This window comes from Vibrio crassostreae, assembly GCF_024347415.1.
GTDB lineage: Bacteria > Pseudomonadota > Gammaproteobacteria > Enterobacterales > Vibrionaceae > Vibrio > Vibrio crassostreae.
This window is the reverse complement of record NZ_AP025477.1, coordinates 1,598,518-1,617,196: the sequence shown is the minus strand read 5'-3', so window position 1 is coordinate 1,617,196 and position 18,679 is coordinate 1,598,518. Positions and strand designations below refer to the sequence as shown.

The following is an 18,679-nucleotide window of genomic DNA, read 5'->3' as shown; positions in this document are numbered from 1 at the left end:
TGAGTATGCTTTAGCGAGACGTCAGCTAGTTGAACCTAAACAATTTTCTGCTCATGTTCCTTGCTCGATTCCGTCTCTTTCGACATAAAGCTCGCGACAATCTCTCTCAGCTTGCCTTGATTAACAGGCTTAGGTAAAAACTCATCCATCCCCACATCGAAGCACAAGTGCTTGTCTCGCTGTACAACGTTGGCAGTGAGCGCAACGATAGGAATATGTTTAGAAGTTCCCTCCTCCAGCGCTCGAATCTGTTTAGTCGCTTCGAAGCCATCAAGAACCGGCATCTGACAATCCATAAAAATCATCACGTACTCATTGTATTTGAATTTCTCGACTCCAACTTTACCGTTGTCTGCGATGTCGACTTCAAAACCCAACTTCTTGAGCATCATTTTGGCGACTTGTTGGTTCACTCTTGAGTCTTCAACCACCAATACCTTACCGCTAAACGAAACGGCTTCGGGTTCAGGCTTTGGCTCTTCTTTGATTAGAACTTGTTTATCTGTTTGTGTGGCTTTAACAGAGGCTGTCAACGTCTCTTTAACAACTGCTTCAGGTTTGGTGAGCGGCACAGGTTCATTGTCTTTGAATGCGACTTCACCTCTGTTTGGATAGGTGAAGGTTGAGGTATCCGCCGATCTTGCGAGTACCTCACTGACGGTCCATTTAAGTTGGTTATCTTGATAAGGACGAGCAATGTATGCAACAAACCCCACTTGCTTAGCGCGTACTTCATCTTGTTTTCTTGGGTCGGCAGAGATCATTACCAACTTAGGACAATCTTTACCAAATAGTTCTATTAAGCTTCTTGCTAGCTGGAACCCATCAATGGAAGGCATGACTTTATCAATCAACACCAGATCATAAGGTGACGACTTCGCCACAGACTCTGAAACCAGATCTAACGCTTGAGTAGCGGTTTCACAGCACTTGGAGGTCACGCCAAATGACTGAAGCTGTGTAGAGGTAATACGCATGTTCAGCTGGCTATCATCAACCAGTAGAACAGAGACTTTATTAAAATCAATGTTGCTCTCGTCGACGTCCAAACACGGGTCAAAGTCAGCAGTAAAGTAGAATGTACTTCCCTTACCTTCGACACTGGTTAGCTCAAGCTTACTGCCCATTAGGGTTACGATCTTATCGCATATCGTTAAACCAAGCCCGGTGCCTCCGTAAATACGCGTAGTACTGCCATCAGCTTGTTGAAACTTATCAAACACCGATTGTTGCTTGTCTTCTGCGATACCGATACCACTGTCGGTAACCTCAAATTTCATTCTGAGCTTTTGTTCTGGTTCGATGACTTCTTCCAAGCGAAGTGAGAGCGTGACATGACCATGCTCAGTAAATTTGATTGCGTTGCCGACTAGGTTATTCAGGACTTGTCTTAACTGGGTTCCATCGCCAATCACCATGGTTGGGATCTTAGGATCAATCGCCAGCTGGAATCTGAGCCCTTTTTGTTCGGCTTTGACTCTGAAGGTCGACTCTACATCGGCAGCAATGCCCATCATTTTCATCGGTTCTTGCTGAAGTTCTAAACGACCCGCTTCAATTTTCGAATAATCCAAGATGTCATTGATAAGGTCTAGAAGAGTTAGCGAAGAGGTATTGAGCATGTTGACGTACTCTTTTTGCTCTTTGGGCATATCCATTTCGGAAAGTAGAGACGACAGCCCGATAATCCCATTCATTGGGGTGCGGATCTCGTGGCTCATGTTAGCCAAGAATTCACTCTTGTTACGGTTGGCAACTTCAGCCGTCTCTTTAGCTTTAATCAACTCTTGATACTGTTGACGAATACGTTCAACAGACTGGTTATAACTACTCTCTAATGTCGAGATCTCGTCGCTATAAGTAGATTCGGTTGGTGTTATGAAGCGCGGTTTGTTGTCTTCAACCTGTTGCTGGTTGATCTGAGAAGACATGGTCATTAAACGTTTTACGACCAGACGATACACGATAGTTAAACAAACTAGAGACAATAAGAAGATTTTAACGGCTTCGAAGGCAAGCAATAAGAGAACACGCTCTTCAAAGTCGTTGAGGATCATGCTCAAATCAGACTGCACCGTGAGCGTCGCTAACTGGAAGTCTGAGCCCCCCATCTGATGCACCATTTCCCAAGACTGGGAATAAGACTGACCTTCGGTCTTTTGACCTAATTCTAGAATTTTCTCATCAGGATTTTCGATAAGAAGGTAACTAACTGAAGGAAGACGTGAGATACCTTCAGCTTGTACAAGCAACTGATCTCGATCTTCAACCCATAAACTGGCCGTTAAGCCAGAAAGATAGCCAGACTTAACCTGTTCGATCTGAGAACTAATAAAAGAAACTCGACTTTGGTACTCTACATACAACCCTAGACCTGTCACTATAACTGTGAATAAGGTACTGATTGCTATTATAGTCCCGATCAACTGTCGGGAGAGTCCAATATAGCGTTTTCCTTTTTTCACCATACACAAATTACCATTATTGTTATCCTAGCAAACTACAATTACTCAACTAGTATAATAGTAGTCATTCATCAAATAACTAGGGAAGGTTATGAAAAAACATCTTATCGTTGCATCCATAGTCAGTTTGTTTTCAAGCAGTTATACTTTTGCAAGCGAACCTCTTCACTACTACATTATTGCGAGCCAAGCGCAACCTTTTCAGATCGAAACTGACGGGTCATCTCACAGAGGAATGGTTTCGGATATCGTTGAAGCCGTGTTTGATGACAGCCAGTATGAGATCAACTACCACACCTACCCATTTAATCGAATGATCGATAAGCTCAATGCTAGAGAGAATCCAAACTGGGTAACCTATGGCAGCCCTAGTTGGGGAAATATCCAATCAGTTAACCTGTCTAAAGACCCGATTTACAATGTAAAACACGTATTACTCAGCAGCGGTAAAAAGCCGTTTGAGTTCAATACAATCGATGATTTAGACGGAAAAGCGGTGGTATTACTGGTGGGTTTTGAATATCCAAACCTTGAACCTTACATCAAACAGGGTAAGCTCAACGAGATTCGAGTTAAAGATTACAGCGCGGCTTTTCGTGTATTAAACCGAACTCCGGGTGATACCGTTTTTGTTGAAATGGAATCTCGAATTAAATACAACTTAAACGAGCAGAAGCTCAGTATCGACGACTACCAGATGCAAGAGTTTGGTTCAGTAATCAATAACTACCCCATCCACTTAGCATTTGACCCTGAGATGGATCCTAAGCTGCAGAGCTTCATCAACAAACGTCTAGATCAAATGAAAGATGATGGACAGCTCGACGACATTGTACAAAGCTATCTATAACACTTGGCTAGCGCTCACTTGATTAGCTAATAGGCCATGAATGACTTCGTGAAAAGTTTTGGGATTTTTAGTCAACCCTAGAGACCAACAATTACAAAGGCCGCTCTGTAAGCTTACAGGACGGCCTTTTAATTTATTAGTGAAGGCTTAACAAACGTATCACGAGAGATCGAGACAATTCATTTAATGCGGAGCAATCAAATGCAGTTGTTGAGTGCGAAGTTGTTGACGCACTGCCATCAGAATCTTACCTAGATGGTTCTCACCGGTCCCATCACCACCATCGCCCCAGAAGTGGTCTTTGTGGGAATGTTCTTTGATCACCGAATCTCCGGTATTGGTAAGAAACAGCGCAAACTGTGGATTCTGTCTGAACTTCTCAGTCACAATGAACTGCATCACGTCAACACGAATGTCATACCAGTCTTCTCGAACTTGGTCTTCATAGTCACGACTTAAAGAGAACGCTTCAGCAGGGGTACTGGCTTCAAAAATGGCATTTCGTAACGCTTCAGAGGCAAACTTCATCGCTTGATAATAATGTTCGCTAGTTGCCCAAATTTGATCATCAACCTTAATGGGGCAAGCTGCAAAATTTGACAGGTATCCGTTTGGATCTTCAGGTTCATAAAACAGCACTTCTTTGGCTTTAGCCACAGAATTTGACATAGCCTTCTCCTTACCAACGACATCGCATGTTTTTGCTTTAACTTTAAAATTAGTGGCGTTGCATATTACTGTCAAACAACTTAGTTCAAGAGTATGTCATGTGTGTGTTTTTCATCTAAAAAGCGTAATGTCAAAAGGGAGCAACTTAGCGGAACAGTGAGGCCAATAACTAAGATATTAATTTAATCTAGATGGGATTTATGAAAAAAATACTTATAAATCAAAGGGTGGCATGGTGCCACCCTTCTAAATGCAATGGGGATTATTAGTGAATAAGACCTAGCTCCCTCGCTTCTTCCAGACTCAAACCGCTTTCTCTAATTTCTCTTAGAGCCTCGATACGACGACGAGCTTCAGCAGACTTCATTTTCTTTTCTGGTTTGAAAGCTACTTCTTCTTCAGCATCCCATTTGTTTGCAATATTTGTCATTTCATCATGGTTGATAGAATTAATGGACATGTTTTCCTCCGAAAAGCACCATGTAATGGACAGGTAATCTGTAGCAAATGCTATTTGGCTTGTTAAGAAAATCTGTACTGAAATGTGATGATTCCGACGCTTCACAAACCTAATTAATAAATGCCTCATTTAAACTTTGCCAAAGGCATTTTCTGCAATTACATTTAAAAGATTCCCCATAAGAAATGTGGTTTGATCCAACTCTCATTTTCCCCTCTTTCAATACTTCTTTTCTGCTGAAAATTCGTGAAATAACCCAAGATAAATTTCGAGGCACTTCATCCTTTTCGTGCTCGTTGCTTCCACTAAATCCAACACATGCTAATGATAATAGTTATCAATATCATAACTGAGTATTTATCATGTCTGTGGGAAATTCAGATAAACCACTTCTCGAAGTGAAGAATCTATGTGTCGACTACATCACCGATGACGGTGATTTCAATGCAGTTAAATCCGTTAACTTTAGCATAGGCCAAGGCGAGATTTTCGGCTTAGCCGGAGAATCCGGTTGTGGCAAAAGTACCATCGCGTTTGCCATTAACCGTCTGCATAAGCCGCCAGCGTTCATATCCGGAGGCCAGATATTGTTTGGTGGGCAAGATCTGCTGAGCTTATCAGACAGCCACTTGAATACATTGCGCTGGAGCGAGATTGCTATGGTGTTCCAGAGTGCGATGAATTCACTCAACCCTGTATTAACCATCGAAGAACAATTTGCTGATGTGCTACGCCACCACAAAGGCATAACCAACGAACAAGCCAAAGATCGCGCAGAGAAGTTACTCGACCTAGTCAACATTCCGCGCAACCGACTCACTGAGTATCCTCACCAATTCAGTGGCGGCATGCGTCAACGTTTGGTGATTGCCATTGCCCTTGCTCTCAACCCTAAGCTGATCATCATGGATGAGCCGACCACGGCTTTGGATGTGGTCGTACAGCGTGAGATTCTGCAGCAGATACACCAACTCAGAGAGGAGTTTGGTTTCTCAATCCTCTTTATCACTCATGACTTAGCATTAATGAGCCAACTGTGTGATCGCATTGCCATCATGCGCCACGGCAAGATAGTTGAGGTCAATAAATCCCATGAGATTCGCAATAACCCACAACACTCCTACACCCAAAAGCTATGGAGTTCCTTCCCAAATATTCATGAACATGCTCACGCGACGGCGTGCTAGGAGAGCTCTATGTCACAACCTATTTTTCAAGTAAAAAACCTCGTCAAAGAATTCACTGTTGGTGGGGGATTTGGCAAAGAAGAGATCTTTAGAGCATTGCATGGTGTGAGTTTTGACTTACATGCAGGCAAAACACTGGCACTGGTTGGCGAATCTGGCTGCGGGAAAAGCACCTGTGCACGATTGATGACCAAGGTTTACCCTGCGACCGAGGGAGAGATACTGTTCAAAGGCAGAGACATCTCTACGCTCAAAAGCCGCAAAGATATCTTAGATTATCGCAGCCGTGTACAAATGGTTTTTCAAGACCCCTTTGGTTCACTCAATCCAACTCACACCATTGAGCACCATTTAACGCGCCCACTTAAGATCCATAAACAGGTAGCCACTAAACAAGCTCTCACAGAGCGCCTCAAAGAGTTATTAACGCTGGTGGAGTTACCCATAGAAACTCTCGCCAAATACCCTCACGAGCTCAGTGGCGGCCAAAGACAGCGGGTTAACCTAGCTAGAGCGCTTGCGGTTGGCGCTGAAGTTATTCTTGCTGATGAACCAACCTCGATGCTGGATGTTTCGATTCGACTTGGCGTGCTCAATCTAATGCAGAAAATGAAGAAAGAGTTAGGGATAGGTTTTTTGTACATAACCCACGATCTTGCCACGGCACATTACATCGCAGAAGAGACGGCGGTGATGTACAAAGGGCAGATCGTCGAATGGGGCTCAACCCAGTCGATCCTTACTAATCCTCAACACCCATACACTAAACTGTTGATCTCTGCCGTCCCTGATCCTGATCTGCCGTTTGGCGAACTCGTCAAAAATGAGCCAAACTATTCAATAGACGCTGATCGTATTCGAGAACAGAGCAGTGAAATACAGCATAAAATCAAACAAGTTGCTGATAATCACTTTGTAAAACAGTGGGATAACGTTGCATGAATGAACTAGACACTTGGTTAGATCGGATCGGAGATTGGTACAAAGACCGAAAGCATGATCAAGTGGACCGGTTAGAACCTTTGATCTCAACGCCTCCAGATGCTCTCTGGGGGCCCTTGATCACGGATGAGCAAAGCAAAGGCATCGCATGTTGGCTAGACGGATGCCTGAGAATCTTTAATTTCTATCGCCACCACACGGACTCACTGAATCCGGAGTTGGCTTCGCAGGAAGCCAGCAACTCAACTCATCAAGAAAAGGCCTACCAATACCTGATGTTTGCCTATAGCAAGCTGCAAGCCGTATCCTGTGATTCAAAATCAGAACCGGACTTACAAGAGTGGTGCACACAGCGGTTACAACATTTGTGTGTATTGGCTTTGGAATTTACGAACCAACAGCAAGAACCACGTTGGAAAGCAGAATCAGAGAGATTGATCGAATCGCATGTACGCTTTATGGCAGCCCATCCCCGAAACGATGATCAAAGTAGTCTTCAACGCCACCTCCACTGATCAAGCCCTTCTCGATCAAACATCAAATCAGGACCTCATCAAAGTTAGATCCGTAGAAAGCATGATCTAGCCTTGATCATGCTTCAGCGTTTAATTCTGTAAGCTATTGAATTTTAATAGTTAGCTGAATTTCAGGCAAAAAAAAGCGAGTCCCTTAGGAACTCGCAAAAATCTATTCAGTATGATGTAACAAAATATGAGCCAATCTATTAATCATAAGAAAGGACAAAGGTTGTCTATTCGGGATAAATATTAATCAACTGGATGCGTTACTTTGTCATCACTTTGTCAGCGTTAGGTGCGATTTTAATCAGCACCTAATGTGTTCAAAACTATCCATTCATCAGCGCTAAATACAGGCTTATCGCTACAGGATAATGACTAGTGGCCAATCGCCATTTCATCGAGCGCAAGGAACACGTTTTCGTCAAGGTGACCTTCGTGAACCTGTTTACACACTTTACGACGCACAGCTAAACCAGAGATCAAACGTTCAATGGACAAGTGTCGATTGCTGGTGCTATCACGATCGTTGTACAGCTCAATCAAACGACTCAGTGTTTCGTATGGAATAACCTCTTCCCCTACTCTCAACCAATCAAGCTTCTCAATGAGCTCTGAGCACTCTTCTTTGATTGAGGCATGTGAGTGCCCTGTCATAGCGGATAAAGCCGTTATACTGCGTTCTAGAGCCTCTGCAGAGGTATATTTAGAGAGAGTAATCATGATCTCGTCAGCGTTGATCTCAACAGAGTGTTTACGTTGCTTAACTCGACGTCCCAATTTGCCTCTTGGCGACGGTGCTTTACGCTGAATTGGCTCAAACTCACCATCGATAATCTCAGACAACTCTTCCAGCTTCTGCTTAGACACCATCTCGTTGCGAAGTGGGTTCGGAAGCGTTGGCGCCATATTACGCTTACCGGCGTTGGTAGTGCGCGCTCTTGAATATCGTAATACTTCTTCCACATTGCATTTGATATCTACTTGATAATCCGTCGTTTTGCCTTTTTCGACCAACGCCGTGATCGTCAAGTGATAACCCCAAAGATTAACCAGGAAGGTATCTTCTTGATCCCCGACTTCGCCCAGTTTTCTCAGTTCACGGATCAGATCCATCGAGAACCGACGCCAATCGATGTTACGGGCTAATTTCTGATTCAGTTCGCTCAACAACATGCAATCAGAATGGCGACGTGCCATACGGCTTCTGAAGTACGAATACATTTGGAAAACCAAGGTATGTTGCTTCAGGATTTCTGGCGGAAATAGGAAGAAATAGTCACGCGTCAACAGCTCTTCGTAGAACGAAGGTTCCCAAACTAGGATGTATAGGTTGGGTTTAATGCGAATTTCGCCATCAGAGCCCTCTGTAGGCGCTTCTTCTGATGCAGTAATGGTTCTCGCTAAGAATCGGAAACGATCACTCTTAAAGCCTTCTGGCATGTTCTCACTAAGCCAGCGGCCTGTAAGCTCATGCAGTTGGAAATCCGTAAATTCGATACGATCAATACTGTCGCGGATCGAATCACGTGCCGGGCCACTATCTTTCTTACCACGTAAAGACAAAATGTCAGTGATGTAGAGTGGTGTTTTGTTCGGCGTGTGTTTAGCGTCTAGATGGTAATCATCTTGGTGATGATCATGATATTGAACGGTAAGCGTGAATAACGCGAACAGCGTCATCAGATCATCAACTGTCATGATATTTTTAGAAGATCGTGTCTCGATCACAGCTCGAGTACCGGAGATCGAAACCATAGATTTCTGGTAGCTCTTACGAGTTCTAGGAGGCGCTAACGCTTGATCAATAATCCCCGCCCAATTGGTTGGCGAAACAATGAATTGATCCGCTTCATCTTTCATTGTCGGTGGGGTATTCAGTCCATGCTCGTTCAGTAAGCGCTTGTTTACTTTGGTTTGAGCTAGAGCTTTAGAGCGTTTTTGCTTTTCATTTTGCTTCACGCTTTCTGTCACTAAACTGGTGGCACCCAGTACCGATATCAATTGGTTTGGGTTCACAAAGCGATGCAACATAGTTTTACCAGCAAGGCCTTCTTCAAAGCGAACGGGGATTTGTTTGAACAACCCAATATTTACTGCCGCTCTTAGCCTTTGTTGTAAGGCTGCGCGAGTGACTTGACCATCGGTTGATTCAATAATCTCAGTGGTGGAAACGTACCCGTCTTTGCTGCTAAACCCACGAAGTGAAATTAGATTAAGAAGCTCAACTATGCTTTTAGTGACACCTTTGAAGTGTTGATATTGTTCTATCCATTCAACGGCTGTTTCAGATACCTCAAATAAATGACCATCTTTGTGGCTTCGTGCCTTAATTAACAATTTCTCTTCTGGTTTCATTTTTGATCCGTATCACACTAACCGTAATTTCACTATAGTTCCTGAATGATAAAGAAAGAATGATCATAAATAAAGAGAATTTATTAGCTTTTAAATAACTGATCTTTTTGATTAATATGATCTTAAATGATTAAGTGATCTAATGATCTGGACGTGAGTTTGCTTTTAAGTTTCTGAATTTAAAGTATTAAAATAAATCAGCTTGGAAAGCATGATCATAAAGGACTCGAAACTATGATCATTATACGTAAGAAAGCATGATCACAGAACATCAGAACGATGATCATTAAGTCATTGTAAGCATGATCATTATTGGTTCGAAAGCATGATCATTATACTTATACAGCTTATCCACAGATCGGAATTCAGCATAGGTTTCTAACTCGCTTTTAACTTGTCTGCGTGGACACTTCTGACGCCCAATCTAGCGGAACAATGATCAAGAGAGTGTACTTTTTTATCGTTCCCACCCTATTGAGCACAAAATTTAGTCTGTATTCGCTGATAATGAATTGCTTTGATGGATTGAGCACAGGTGCGTATTAACTAGGAAGCATGATCATGAAATTGTCATGTTTGTGTATTCTCGGTCTGTGTAGATTGAATTTTCAATGGTTGAGCCCTTATAGGCGTTGAATCCCCATTGCAAAAGCATTTGTCCGTAACTTAGCTCCTAAATTATATGCTTCCGGAACGATATTTACTTGATCATTTTTCCGGAAGTTGATCATTTCTAATGTGCAGTTACTTGGATCAATATCGCTAAGTTTGTGCCTTGATCATGCTTCATAATTTGGCGTTATTAATTATCTTACGCGTTACGTGTTCTATGATCATTCTTCCGGTTACGCTCTAATGTTATCTTGTTTTCTGGCACTCAAGCTTCTCTTCTATTTTGAATCTTTTGTCCATTCTGCGTTTTTAAATTTTTATTGGCTCGAAAATCTATAAATTAGAATGCAAATCACACCAACCGTAATCTATGGTTGTATTTCAATCGTTCCGAAGATTTTTTGCTTAAGTTCCATTTACATTGTAAATAAGTGATGCTGTAACACTTTAAATGTATGTCAGAAATAGCATGGTTATACATGATAAAAATGGTCATTTTTTGTGTTTGTCTTAGCCGCTGTTTCATCAAACTGTAAAAATACAGTCTATTTTATGTGATTTTACTCATAAATGTATGTTCATGTTTTTGTTGTGTTTGTTGTTAATCGCTGTACAATTTGTACTTAGTTAATCATTACGGAAACTGGCAATGAAAAGAGAACAAACGATTGATAAGCTCTATCAGCTAGCCGAACAAACTCAACAAGTTCAGGCTGACCGAATTGAGATTATTCTGGAAGAGCGAAGTGATGAACATTTCCCTCCAATGTCTAAAGCTATGATGGAGACTCGTTCTGGTTTAACGCGTCGCAAACTCGATGAAGCGATCACTAAGCTTGAAGCTGATGGCCATCAGTTTACAAAGAACAACGCCAATCATTACTCGATTTCATTGACAGAAGCTCACATGTTGATGGACGCGGCAGAAGTGCCAAAGTTCCACCAACGTAAGCAGCACGCTGACAATAAGCCATGGATTATCAACGTACAAAACCAGAAGGGTGGTACGGGTAAATCAATGACAGCGGTTCACTTAGCTGCTTGTTTATCTCTGAATTTAGATAAGCGCTACCGTATCTGTCTGATTGACTTGGATCCGCAGGGCTCTTTGCGTCTGTTCCTAAATCCACAAATTAGTGGGGCAGAGCACGACAGTATCTATTCTGCCGTCGATATCATGTTGGATAACGTGCCTGAAGGCCAAGACGTAGACCTAGAATTTCTTCGTAAGAACGTACTCTTGCCAACTCAGTATCCAAACCTGAAGACAATTTCTGCATTCCCAGAAGATGCGATGTTTAACGCTGAAGCGTGGCAAAGCCTTTCACAAGATCAATCTCTTGATATTGTTCGTCTGTTGAAAGAGAAGCTTATCGATAAAATTGCCGATGATTTTGATGTGATTATGATTGATACCGGCCCGCACGTTGACCCTCTAGTGTGGAACGCAATGTACGCGTCGAACGCACTTCTGATTCCATGTGCAGCGAAGCGTTTGGACTGGGCTTCAACGGTTAACTTCTTCCAGCACTTACCAACGGTTTACGAAATGTTCCCGGATGATTGGAAAGGGCTAGAATTTGTTCGTCTAATGCCAACCATGTTTGAAGACGACAACAAGAAACAGGTGTCAGTTCTGACTGAAATGAACTACTTGTTGAATGACCAAGTCATGATGGCAACCATTCCAAGAAGCCGTGCTTTTGAAACCTGCGCTGACACTTACAGCACGGTTTTCGATCTAACGGTGAGCGACTTTGAGGGCGGTAAGAAAACTCTAGCTGTTGCTCAAGACGCAGTACAAAAAAGTGCTCTAGAATTAGAGCGCGTATTACATAGCAACTGGCCTTCACTTAATCAGGGATAACAACAATGGCAATTAAAACATCTGACTTAAATGCCAAGCTATTTGGTAAAGCAAACAAACGTCGCGTAGCAACGCCTCAAGAAGCGCAAACTGCTGCCAAAGAACAGGCTCAAGTGATTGAACTTTCAGTTGCGGGCGAAGAGTTGGTTTCATTTGAATTGGTTCGTATTCCGGCAGCCGATGTCGCAACTCGAACGGTTGTTTTTGAAGAGAATGCGCGTGAGCAGTCTTTCCTAAATGAACACGCGCTTTCTGATGTACTGACGACGTTAAAAGAACGCGGTCAGCAATACCCAGCGGTTGGTCGTAAAAACAAAGACGGTAAGATTGAAGTTCTTGATGGTAGCCGTCGTCGTATGTCATGTATTTTGGCCGACAAAGAGTTCTTAATCTATGTTGCTGAAAACATTAACGGCGAACACGCTAAGTTTCTATCAGACGTTGCTAACGCTCATAAACCGCTTTCTCTTTACGAGAAGGGTAAAGAGATGCAAGCGAAGCTGGATAAAGGCGAAGCTGAAGACCAGAAAGCATTGGCGAAAATGTTCCAGTGCAGTGAAGCTTTGGTGAGTGGTGCATTAAAAGCGGCCGCTTTACCACTTGAATTGCTACAAGCTTACCCAAATGTGAGCGACCTTGGTCGTCCAACTATTGTTAAACTGCACAAGCAGTTTGGTGGATTGACGAGTGAACAACAGCAAACATTGCTGACTAAGTGTGATGCTTCTGAAGGTTTTGTTTGGCAGCGTAGTGAAGCTCAAGGCGTAACTCGTCTAACCAAAGACGTGACAGAAACTTTGGAAGGTTGGATTCTTGAATTGGCACCAGCGCCAGCAAAGAAAGCCTCTCCAAAAGTTGAGCTCATTAAAGGCCGTGCTTCATACAGCCGCAAAGGTTCAAACTTAGCGTTGAACCTTAAGAAAGTTGATGATACGACAATGGAAGAGATCCTTGCTTTCGTACAATCGAAGCTCGACTAAGTCGACGACTTTTCATTCCTACTCTAAAGCCGCTTTATGAAGTGACCCCGTAAAGTTGGACATTTCTGTTAAGCGGCTTTCAAGGCCTGAGTTCGATATTCTATCGGAGTCAGGCCTTTTAGTTTCACTTTTATACGTTTGGTATTGTAGTACTCGATGTATTCTTTAATTTGCTCTATCAGAGCATCTGCATCTTCAAAGCTTTGGTTGTGATACATCTCTGTTTTGAGTAAAGCAAAAAAGTTTTCAGCAACCGCATTATCCAAGCAGTTACCTTTTCTCGACATGCTTTGCGTTAACCCACTCTCCGCTACCTTTTTCTGATACTGTCGATGGCGATATTGCCAACCTTGATCGCTGTGTATAATTGGCTTTGAGTTGGGTTTCAGCTTTGATATAGCCTCCGTCAGCATATCCGTGACAAGCGGCAAGCAGGCATTTTGGGCCACTCTATAAGCAACCACTTCCTGAGTAAACAAGTCGACAATGGGAGACAAGTATACTTTCTGCTCTTTGACTTTGAACTCCGTGACATCAGTTACCCACTTTTCGTCGGGTTGAGTCGCACTAAAATCTCTTTCAAGCACGTTGGGAGCTGCTGTTCCAGACTCTCCTCGGTATGAACGATACTTTTTAATCCTGACTGTCGATTTAAGGTTCAGCTGAGCCATAAGTCTTTGAACCGTTTTGTGATTAAGCACGACCCCCTGATTTTTTAGTTCCAAGTGAATACGGCGGTAGCCGTATCGACCCTTATGTTCATGATAAATTGACTTTATCAACCGCAGCTCACGTTCGTAGCTATTTGGGCGCTTGCTCGTTTGAGCCTGATAATAAAAGACACTTTTTGCCAGCTGTAGAGTGTGCAGTAAGTGCTTTAGTGGGTACTTGCCTTTAAGAGTTAGAGCTATGACCGCTTTTTCTTTGTTCGACGGTTTTTTTCCTGCTCCAACTCTTCCAACTTTTTTAGAACGGCATTCTCGGTTCGTAAGTAGACCAACTCCTCTTTTAGCTCCTCAAGCGTCATTTCATTATCAGGCTTAGTGGTACGTTGAGGTTGCTGTTTCATTGAGGGTCTTCCTTTCTGGCGCATTTTGAGCCCTTTGATACCCAGCTCATTAAATCGTTTGAGCCAGACAGAGAGTATCCCAGGGGATGAGAGGTTTAATACAGCGCTAGTGTGCGTGAGAGACCATTCATTCGTCCACATTAAATTCAATGCTTTTCGCTTTGTCTGAGCAGAAGCAGCATGCTTAGTTGGTAAAAATGAATCAGTACCATGGATGGCAAAGACTTGAGCCCAATACCGTATCTGTCTTGAAGAGATTGAATATTGTTTTGCTAAGTAGAGAGATGACGTGCCATCTAAATATTGCTTAGCAATGATACATTTTAGCTCTCGGCTATATTTGGACATAAAAAGACCCCCAATAATTGGTGTCCAACTATTGGGGGTCAGTTCATTATGCGGCTTTTTATTTGGCTGTGATAAACTGTGTTTAGATGAATCTGGACGCTAACTATGACAAACCCAACCAACTCTTTTCTGCATACACTTTCTAATATTGCTCAACATAACGATCACCGTTACGGTGTGGTCTTTGAAGGTGATTTTGATTGGCAAAACTCTGCTGTTTTTACCTTCCTTCAAGACTCATGCACTCCGAGCATCTTCCAGATTGGCGGTACGCCATTTGAAGGTGTAATTCATGTTCCAGTAAAAAAAGGCCAACAACTGCTTGGTCGTGAGTGCCAAGTTCTTGTTTGTGATTTTAGAGAACAGTTTGATGCGAATGGTTTTAGTGCCGCGCTCGGTTCGTTAGTCGGTGGTGGACTGTTGTTGGTGTTGCCGCCAAAAATTGATGGCTCTGAAGATAGCGAGAGCTTTGGTCAACGTTGGTTAAAACTCCATTTCGACAAACTGATCTCTGTTTCACAACAGAATGAAGCAGAGGGGGTTACTCAAGCGACTAGCGCTCTTCCTAAGAAGCAAAGCGTTAAAAATGGTTTGGACAAATTCGAACAGCAAAAAATGGCCGTCGAGTTAGTTAAGAAAGTCGTCACAGGGCATCGAAAACGCCCACTTATTTTAACTGCAGACCGAGGACGAGGTAAAAGCTCAACTTTGGGTATTGCTGCTGCCGGGCTTTTGGCAGAGCGACAGGGTTTAAATATTATTGTTACCGCTCCGTCTGTGAAAGCGATTGAGCCGGTATTTTCTCATGCGTTACAGCGACTCGATACGTGTGAAGTAATTAACGCGACTCACATTGGTTATCAAGGTGGAAGTTTAAGGTTTGTCGCACCAGATGAATTACTTAAATCTAAGCCTGATTGCGATCTGTTATTGGTTGACGAAGCGGCTGCAATTCCAATCCCAATGCTTAAATCCATGGTCGTTATCTATCACCGTATGGTTTTTTCAACCACGGTACACGGTTACGAGGGCAGTGGACGAGGGTTTGGTATCAAGTTCGAATCTTGGCTTTCTGAGCATCGTCCGGGGTGGAAAGGCTTTAAGCTCGAACAACCGATTCGTTGGAATAACAACGATCCACTAGAAGCTTGGTTGTTTGATTGCTTCCTGCTTGGTAACGACGTATCGCTAAGTGACTCCGCAGTTCATGAGTTAAATAGCTTTTCTGCTGAAGAAAGCAACCAATTAAACTTGGTCGAGTTGTCAAAAGCAGAATGCTTGGCTAACCCTGAGCAGCTACAGCAATGTTTTTCTCTTCTCGTTGATGCGCATTATCAGACATCGCCGAACGACTTAATGCAGTTCTTAAATAATCCAGCTATCCATTTATATGCTGCTTGGCAGAAAGATGAATGTCTTGGTTGTATGTTGGTGACGGAGGAGGGCGGTTTAGATAAAGAGTTGACCACTCAGATTCAACTTGGAAAGCGCAGGCCTCAAGGTCACCTGGCTCCTGTTTTACTCGCAAACCAACTTGGCTGTACTCAGGCTGCGACTAGTAGTTGCCTTCGAGTTATGCGCATCGCAGTTTCAACTCACCATCAAGGTTCGGGAATTGGGCGTTGGATGCTGAAGCTGCTATCACAGCAAATCAGCCAAGCAGATTATCTGGCGACAAGTTTTGGTGCGACCAGCGAATTGATTTCTTTTTGGCGTGGTAGTGAGTTCGAAGCTGTGCACTTCGGCCACCAGCGAGATCAGGCAAGTGGCTGTCATTCGGTTTTGATGGTTAAGGCACTTAATTCAAACTCTCAAAGCTGGATTAACCAAGTTCAAAATCACTTCGAGCGTGGCTACTGTTTTCTTGTTTCTGGTTCTTTAGTTTCACTTGAAACCAATATGGTGCGCGCACTGCTGCCAAAGAGTGTACAAACCGTTAGTGAGTCTGAAACTCAATTAGTTAGAAATTACGTAAACGGTGGCAATAGTTATGATGCGATTAGCTTCAGCGTATTGAATTTGATTTTGTTCAGTAACGATCGAGAAGCCAGTGTTTCTGACTTACTTATCGCAAAGGTCGTTCAACAGAAAGAGTGGGGGATTTGTGTCGAGCAGTTTAATCTTGTGGGTCGTAAACAAGCAGAGATTCAGTTTCGTAAAGATGTCGATGCTTTGCTAGCAAATTTACAGTGTAAATAGACAGGTCATCATTTTAATAGACTTACCGCTACGAATTAGATTTACAGTGTAAATTAGAATCTTGGATTTACACTGTAAACTGGAACACAATAACGAAATCTGGTTTTACCTGGATTTCCTGTTTTAGCCTTTCTGTTTTATCTCTCCATTACAGCCTCTAATCTTTTATACCTACTGGTCTTTACTATTTGGCCCAACCTCGTATCAACATTCAATCGCACGAAATATCTTGGAAAATTCACTAATGTATTTGTAAAGGTGAAGCCGATCATAAAATGTGTCAGTCTTATTTATGAGTCATGTTTGCAGAATCGAAAGTAAGTGATGTGACGCTGATTATTCTAATAATGTGATTCTAAGCGCAGAACGAATTATATAGACTGAATAACAACTGAGTCATTAGGGATACTCAATTCGAATGTGGGATAACATCGTTACATTGTCGGAAGATAAGCAACAAGTGATGGCGTGTCTGCCAACTGGGTTTGTGGTCGACGCAAGCTTTGATAATAAGACGCTGCCAGCAACCTTGGAAGCTTTGAACGCATCAAACTATTTTATTTTCGAAGAAGAGGTTTTGCGTTTTGTCACTCTTGCTAAAGAAGGTAAGGGGGAAGCTTATGAAGGAATCTTGATTGCAGAAGTTCGAAATGCCAATGTTACGGTCGAATTATCTGATGATGAGATGCTCGCAAGTCTTGTGGTAACGGGGCCATATAATGGGCATGCGCTGCGTGGTAGCGACATTATTCATTGTTTAGCTCAAGCCCACATAACAAAAGGAATTAATAAGTTAGCACTCAGAAAAGCATTGATGATGAGTAGCAAGCTTAAGCCGGGTGAAAAGTTTACTCAGCCAGTCGCCAAGGGGACACAACCCGTAAAGGGTAAAGACGCTAAGTTTGACGCTTTGGTTGAAGATATTACTCGCCAAGTCTTGAAGCCTCGCAGTAAAGACGAAGGCAAGATCGATATGCGAGATTTGGGACAAACCATTACCGTTGGTCAAAATGATCACTTAATGAAACGTACCCCCGCAACCAAAGGCATTGCAGGCTTTACCGTCCAAGGTCGAGTTATCCCACCGCTTCCTGGACAAGACAGTTTAATCAAGCCTGGAAAAGGTACCTACATCTCCCCTGAAGATCCCAATCTACTACTCGCCTCACACCCTGGATTGCCCATCATTAAAGATCGAACCATCGAAGTGGATGACGCCTTATGTGTCAGCAACGTCGATGTCTCAACTGGGCACGTTAAATTCAAAGGCAATGTCTTTGTCTCTGGCAACATCGAGCCGGGGATGATCGTCAAGGCGACCGGAAGTGTCACGGTGGGTGGTTTTATTGAATCAGCCGAAGTTCAAGCTCAGGGAGATATCAAAGTCGCGAAAGGTATTATCGGCCACACCACCAAAGAGGGTGAGCCAAAAAGTTGTAAGGTATTCAGTAAAGGTTCCATTACTGCAAGCTACGCACAGAATGCCGAGCTACAAACCGCCGGTGACCTTCGACTTGGTGTGCACAGTATGAGTAATGACATTCGCTGTGGTAACAATCTTATCGTGATGGACAGTTTGAAAAAGCATGGCACGCTCAGTGGTGGCGAAGCCAAAGTCGGTGGAAAGATAGAATGTGTGTTCTTAGGTGTTGAGGGAGACACCGCAACCAAGGTACATGGTTTTGCACGCTACGATGGCTACCGACAAAAGATAGCCGAGCTGAAGGAAACTTATAAACACACTCAAGAGCAAACCATGGGTGTGATCCGCCAAGAGTTAGAATTTAAGAAGCGCCCGAAAGCTGAGAGAAGCGAAGAGCAAGCCCTAGAAATTGAGCAGCAACGTGAGAAGAACAACCTCGCCATTGAAAATACTAAGTCGCAGTTGGATACCCTCGAAGCGGAATTTGAAACCAACCTTGCCGAATGCACCATAGAGGCTCATGAAAAAGTGTATACCCGAGTGACGATCCAGTTTGGTGATGAGACGGTCACTACTAAGCGAACGCATGGTGGCAGTGTATTCTCGTTCAATCAATACGAGATTCAATGTTCATTTAAGATGGAACAAGAAGATATCTCATTGTGATTGAAAGACTCTCAATCTGAACGATTCTGACTAGATCGGTTCGAACCGTTTTCTATATATTCGAAT

Annotated in this window: 14 protein-coding genes; 8 read left to right on the top strand and 6 right to left on the bottom strand. The window is 43.0% G+C overall.

What is annotated here, in order from left to right; genetic code table 11:
- Window positions 1-35: 35 nt before the first annotated feature.
- Window positions 36-2,468: a response regulator gene (locus OC193_RS22870; protein ID WP_048660534.1), complete on the bottom strand. Its 2,433-nt coding sequence runs from the start codon at window positions 2,466-2,468 to the stop codon at window positions 36-38.
- Window positions 2,469-2,556: 88 nt separating this feature from the next.
- Between OC193_RS22870 and OC193_RS22865 the strand changes: the two genes are divergently transcribed.
- Entirely contained in the window at window positions 2,557-3,315 is a 759-nt protein-coding gene (locus tag OC193_RS22865) for a substrate-binding periplasmic protein (protein ID WP_048663994.1), read from the top strand.
- Window positions 3,316-3,498: 183 nt separating this feature from the next.
- On the opposite strand, the gene OC193_RS22860 is transcribed toward OC193_RS22865, so the two are convergent.
- The gene (locus OC193_RS22860) at window positions 3,499-4,059 is read right to left on the bottom strand and encodes an NADAR family protein (protein WP_048660532.1); all 561 of its coding nucleotides are present in this window, start codon (window positions 4,057-4,059) and stop codon (window positions 3,499-3,501) included.
- A 190-nt stretch (window positions 4,060-4,249) separates the two neighbouring features.
- Window positions 4,250-4,444 carry a PA3496 family putative envelope integrity protein gene (locus tag OC193_RS22855; protein ID WP_048660531.1) on the bottom strand — a complete coding sequence of 65 codons (195 nt, stop codon included), beginning with the start codon at window positions 4,442-4,444 and terminating at the stop codon, window positions 4,250-4,252.
- A gap of 362 nt (window positions 4,445-4,806) precedes the next feature.
- On the opposite strand from OC193_RS22855, the gene OC193_RS22850 reads away from it, so the two are divergent.
- From OC193_RS22850 to OC193_RS22840, 3 genes are read left to right on the top strand one after another with little or no spacing between them, the layout of a single operon-like run.
- Window positions 4,807-5,631: an ABC transporter ATP-binding protein gene (locus OC193_RS22850; RefSeq protein WP_048663995.1), complete on the top strand. Its 825-nt coding sequence runs from the start codon at window positions 4,807-4,809 to the stop codon at window positions 5,629-5,631.
- A gap of 9 nt (window positions 5,632-5,640) precedes the next feature.
- Window positions 5,641-6,573, top strand: a complete 933-nt coding sequence (locus tag OC193_RS22845) for an ATP-binding cassette domain-containing protein (protein ID WP_048663996.1) — start codon at window positions 5,641-5,643, stop codon at window positions 6,571-6,573.
- The gene (locus tag OC193_RS22840) at window positions 6,570-7,088 is read left to right on the top strand and encodes a hypothetical protein (RefSeq protein ID WP_048663998.1); all 519 of its coding nucleotides are present in this window, start codon (window positions 6,570-6,572) and stop codon (window positions 7,086-7,088) included. The genes OC193_RS22845 and OC193_RS22840 overlap by 4 nt, the downstream gene beginning before the upstream one ends.
- 381 nt (window positions 7,089-7,469) lie before the next feature.
- Here OC193_RS22840 and OC193_RS22835 read toward each other — a convergent pair whose 3' ends face one another.
- Complete coding sequence (locus tag OC193_RS22835; protein WP_048663999.1) at window positions 7,470-9,449, bottom strand: replication initiator protein RctB domain-containing protein; 1,980 nt, start codon at window positions 9,447-9,449, stop codon at window positions 7,470-7,472.
- Window positions 9,450-10,710: 1,261 nt separating this feature from the next.
- Here OC193_RS22835 and OC193_RS22830 point away from each other — a divergent pair.
- Entirely contained in the window at window positions 10,711-11,928 is a 1,218-nt protein-coding gene (locus OC193_RS22830; protein ID WP_048660527.1) for a ParA family protein, read from the top strand.
- A 5-nt stretch (window positions 11,929-11,933) separates the two neighbouring features.
- A complete protein-coding gene (locus tag OC193_RS22825; protein ID WP_048664001.1) occupies window positions 11,934-12,908 on the top strand; it encodes a ParB/RepB/Spo0J family partition protein in 975 nt (324 codons plus the stop codon).
- 68 nt (window positions 12,909-12,976) lie between these two features.
- On the opposite strand, the gene OC193_RS22820 is transcribed toward OC193_RS22825, so the two are convergent.
- Window positions 12,977-13,819, bottom strand: a complete 843-nt coding sequence (locus OC193_RS22820; RefSeq protein ID WP_123961588.1) for an IS3 family transposase — start codon at window positions 13,817-13,819, stop codon at window positions 12,977-12,979.
- Entirely contained in the window at window positions 13,816-14,325 is a 510-nt protein-coding gene (locus tag OC193_RS22815; RefSeq protein ID WP_048661653.1) for a helix-turn-helix domain-containing protein, read from the bottom strand. The genes OC193_RS22820 and OC193_RS22815 overlap by 4 nt, the downstream gene beginning before the upstream one ends.
- A 105-nt stretch (window positions 14,326-14,430) precedes the next feature.
- Between OC193_RS22815 and OC193_RS22810 the strand changes: the two genes are divergently transcribed.
- Both OC193_RS22810 and OC193_RS22805 read left to right on the top strand, forming a co-directional pair.
- Complete coding sequence (locus OC193_RS22810; protein ID WP_048664431.1) at window positions 14,431-16,524, top strand: GNAT family N-acetyltransferase; 2,094 nt, start codon at window positions 14,431-14,433, stop codon at window positions 16,522-16,524.
- Window positions 16,525-16,942: 418 nt separating this feature from the next.
- Complete coding sequence (locus OC193_RS22805) at window positions 16,943-18,613, top strand: DUF342 domain-containing protein (RefSeq protein WP_048664432.1); 1,671 nt, start codon at window positions 16,943-16,945, stop codon at window positions 18,611-18,613.
- Window positions 18,614-18,679 lie beyond the last annotated feature (66 nt).